The organism is Paenarthrobacter sp. CM16, assembly GCF_013179505.1.
Taxonomy (GTDB): Bacteria; Actinomycetota; Actinomycetes; order Actinomycetales; family Micrococcaceae; genus Arthrobacter.
Genome location: NZ_JABMCX010000380.1, coordinates 1 through 3,719, shown reverse-complemented (window position 1 = coordinate 3,719; position 3,719 = coordinate 1). Strand labels below are relative to the sequence as shown.

3 protein-coding genes and 1 pseudogene are annotated in these 3,719 nt (G+C 62.9%); 2 read left to right on the top strand and 2 right to left on the bottom strand.

The window, feature by feature from the left end; genetic code table 11:
- Both HP499_RS22055 and HP499_RS22050 read right to left on the bottom strand, forming a co-directional pair.
- Window positions 1-263 (bottom strand): annotated as a pseudogene (locus HP499_RS22055) (3-oxoacyl-ACP reductase); the annotation flags it as partial.
- A 10-nt stretch (window positions 264-273) separates the two neighbouring features.
- The gene (locus tag HP499_RS22050; protein ID WP_172326235.1) at window positions 274-1,626 is read right to left on the bottom strand and encodes an acetyl-CoA C-acetyltransferase; all 1,353 of its coding nucleotides are present in this window, start codon (window positions 1,624-1,626) and stop codon (window positions 274-276) included.
- 62 nt (window positions 1,627-1,688) lie between these two features.
- On the opposite strand from HP499_RS22050, the gene HP499_RS22045 reads away from it, so the two are divergent.
- Together HP499_RS22045 and HP499_RS22040 are read left to right on the top strand one after the other, a co-directional pair.
- Window positions 1,689-2,381 (top strand): TetR family transcriptional regulator, encoded by a 693-nt coding sequence (locus HP499_RS22045; RefSeq protein WP_172326234.1) that lies wholly within the window; start codon window positions 1,689-1,691, stop codon window positions 2,379-2,381.
- 46 nt (window positions 2,382-2,427) lie between these two features.
- Window positions 2,428-3,719: acyl-CoA dehydrogenase family protein (locus HP499_RS22040; protein ID WP_172326233.1), on the top strand; the 1,292-nt coding region annotated here is incomplete at its 3' end.

Sequence of the window (3,719 nt, the reverse complement as noted above, 5' to 3'; positions counted from 1 at the left end):
TGCTGGACGGCATCCAGGACCACAATGATGGCGCCAAGCTTTTCCTTGGGCAAGGCATTCCGCCGGACGTCAAGACCCCATCCGAGGAGCGTGGTGGCAAGGTCGTCGGCACCTGCGCTGTCCCCGTTGACCAAGACCGGGCCGGTGACCAGCGGGCTGCCGGGTTGGTACCGGCGAAGCTCCACGGGCTGCGGCAATCCGAGCCGTTTGGCAACGTCCTTGCCTAGTCCGTGGCTGACCAGTTGTGTGTATTTGTCCGTCATGAAGCTCCCCCTACGCTGCTTCCAGAAGGGCGACGACGCCCTGGCCGCCTGCGGCGCAGACGGAGATGAGGCCACGTGCCGGTCGCCCGTCCACGGAACCCTTCTCATGAAGCATTTTCGCAAGGGAGGCAACGATCCTGCCACCCGTAGCGGCGAAGGGGTGCCCGGCGGCCAACGACGATCCATTGATGTTGAGCTTGGCCCGGTCTATCTTTCCGAGCGCTCCATCGAGTCCAAGCCGGGTTCGGCCGAAGTCCTCGTCTTCCCAGGCTGCCAAGGTGCTCAGTACTGTCCCTGCGAAGGCCTCGTGAATTTCGAAGAAGTCGATGTCCTCCAGCGTCAAGCCGTGACGGGCCAACAGGCGCGGGACCGCGAAGACGGGCGCCATGAGGAGGCCGTCCTTGCCATGGACGAAGTCCACAGCCGCGGCTTCGCCGTCGAGGACGGTTGCGAGCTTGGGCAGGCCATGGACCTCTGCCCACTCCTCCGTTGCCAGCAGGACGGTGGATGCGCCGTCAGTAAGGGGCGTGGAGTTCCCCGCCGTCATGGTCGCTTCTGCTCCGAGGTTCTTGCCGAACACCGGCTTGAGCGACCCGAGCTTCTCCAAGGTGGTGTCAGCGCGCAGGTTGGAGTCGCGGTTGAGGCCGCGGTAGGGAGTGATGAGGTCATCAAAGAAGCCGCGGTCATACGCGGCAGCGAGATTGCGGTGGCTGTTGAAGGCAAGCTCATCCTGGGCCTCGCGCGTGATCTTCCATTGCGCAGTGGTCAGTGCCTGGTGCTCGCCCATGGAAAGGCCGGTGCGTGGTTCACCCGTATTCGGCGCATCCGGTGCCAGGTCCTTGGGACGGATACGGCCGATGATCTTCAGCTTCTGCACAGGGGTTTTAGCGCGGTTCAGGTCCAACAGGATCTCACGCAGCCCCTCGCTTACGGCGATGGGGGCATCGGATGCTGAGTCCACACCGCCGGCAATGGCCGAATCTATCTGCCCCAGTTTGATTTTGTTGGACAACCCGATCACTGTCTCAAGCCCCGTTGCGCAGGCCTGCTGTAGATCATAGGCGGGGGTCTCCGGTGACAGCGCCGATCCAAGGACGGCTTCCCTCGTGAGGTTGAAATCCCGCGAGTGCTTCAAGACCGCTCCGGCAGCTACTTCGCCGATGCGTTCGTCCTGCAGGCCGAACCGGGCGATGAGTCCCTCCAGGGCAGCTGTGAGCATGTCCTGGTTGGAGGACTTAACGTAGGCGCCGCCTGCGCGGGCGAACGGTATGCGGTTGCCGCCCACGATGACCGCGCGGCGGGGCGCCTGGGGGGTGAAGCCGGGTTCGCGGGTCCCACCCGTGGTGACGTCTGCTGCAGCCATGCTGGTCTCCTTCGATCAAATGCCAGTTACTGATACCCAGCGTACCTGATACGCTGGGTATCGTGAACAGTCGCCACCAGGAATTCGCAAGTGCCGCAACGGATGCGGAGAGTACAGCCGTCGACGGCCGGGCTGCCCGTTGGCAATCCCACCGCGAGGAGCGGCGCGGGGAACTCATCAGGCAAGCCCGCAAGGCTGTTCACCGGCTTGGAAGTGACGCATCCATGGAAGACATCGCAAGCGCTGCCGGTACGTCGAAGTCTGTCTTCTACCGCTATTTCCGTGACAAGGCAGGACTTCAGCAAGCCATGGGCGAGGTAGTGCTCGGGCAGATGCAGCGCCGCATGCAGGAAGCCGCCCAGTCCGCGCAAACACCCCGCGAAGGGCTGTTTGCCATGGTCTCCGCCTACCTGCAGATGGCCGAATCCAGCCCACATGTCTATGCGTTCATCACTCGGCTCACACCAGGTGAGGCTTCGGCCCAGGACGCCATCGCCGCGTCGGGCGCACTCGGAAATTTCTTCGAGCAAATCACTGAAATGATCGCTACCCCCATGCGGGAGTACCTGGGCAAAGAGAAGGAAGCGGTGATTGTGTACTGGCCCACCGCAGCCATCGGACTTGTCCGGAACGCCGGAGAAATGTGGCTGGGGAGCCCGGCCGGCAGCGGGAAGCCGGACCAGGAATCCATGGCCGCACAAATCACGGACTGGCTGTGCCTGGGCATTGCACCAGCACTCAAGACATCTACCTGACACCAGCAATGACTCATCAGTTGTCGGAACCAAAGAAGGAAGCAACATGACTGAAGTAGTGGACCGGACCGCATCCGCCCAGCACCCCACCGGCGCAGGCAGCAAGGGTGCCGCTACCGCCGGCCCCGAGCCCGTGGTGGACGTTGCCGCGCTGGGCGAGCAACTCCTTGGCAAGTGGGCGCACATCCGCCATGAGGCCCGCAAAGTGGCAGGCAATCCGGCAGTGCAGAAGATTGAGGGCCTGCACCACACAGAGCACCGTGCCCGCGTATTCGAGCAGCTGAAATTCCTGGTGGACAATAACACCGTGCACCGTGCCTTCCCTACGCGGCTGGGCGGATCCGATGACCACGGCGGAAACATCGCCGGTTTCGAAGAGATCGTCACTGCCGATCCCTCCCTTCAAATCAAGGCCGGTGTCCAGTGGGGCCTGTTCGGCTCCGCAGTGATGCACCTGGGCACCGTGGAACATCAGGACAAGTGGCTCCCCGGCATCATGAACCTCGATATTCCCGGCTGTTTCGCCATGACCGAAACGGGCCACGGCTCAGACGTTGCCAGTATTGCCACCACTGCCACCTATGACGAGGCCAGTCGGGAATTCGTGATCAACACTCCTTTCCGTGCAGCATGGAAGGACTACATCGGGAACGCCGCCAACGACGGCCTCGCAGCCGTGGTGTTTGCCCAGCTGATCACCAAGAACGTCAATCATGGCGTGCATGCGTTCTATGTGGAACTCCGCGATCCAGCCACCAAGGAGTTCCTTCCGGGGATCGGCGGAGAAGATGACGGCATCAAGGGTGGCCTCAACGGCATCGACAACGGCCGCCTCCACTTCACGGATGTGCGTATCCCCCGGACCAACCTGCTGAACCGCTACGGTGATGTGGCTGAAGACGGCACCTACTCCTCCACCATCGCGAGCCCGGGACGCCGCTTCTTCACCATGCTTGGTACCTTGGTCCAAGGACGCGTCTCCCTGGACGGCGCCGCAGTTGCCGCCAGCAAGCTGGCGCTCAAGACAGCCATCCAGTACGCAACCGAACGCCGTCAGTTCAACGCTTCCTCGGCAACCGATGAGGAAGTCCTGCTGGACTACCAGCGTCACCAGCGCCGCCTGTTCACCAGGCTGGCCACCACCTACGCGGCCAGCTTCGCCCATGAGCAACTCCTGCAGAAGTTCGACGACGTCTTCTCAGGCGCCCACGACACCGACGCCGACCGCCAGGACCTCGAAACGTTGGCCGCAGCCCTGAAGCCTTTGAGCACCTGGCATGCCCTGGACACGCTGCAGGAATGCCGGGAAGCCTGCGGCGGCGCCGGTTTCCTGATCGA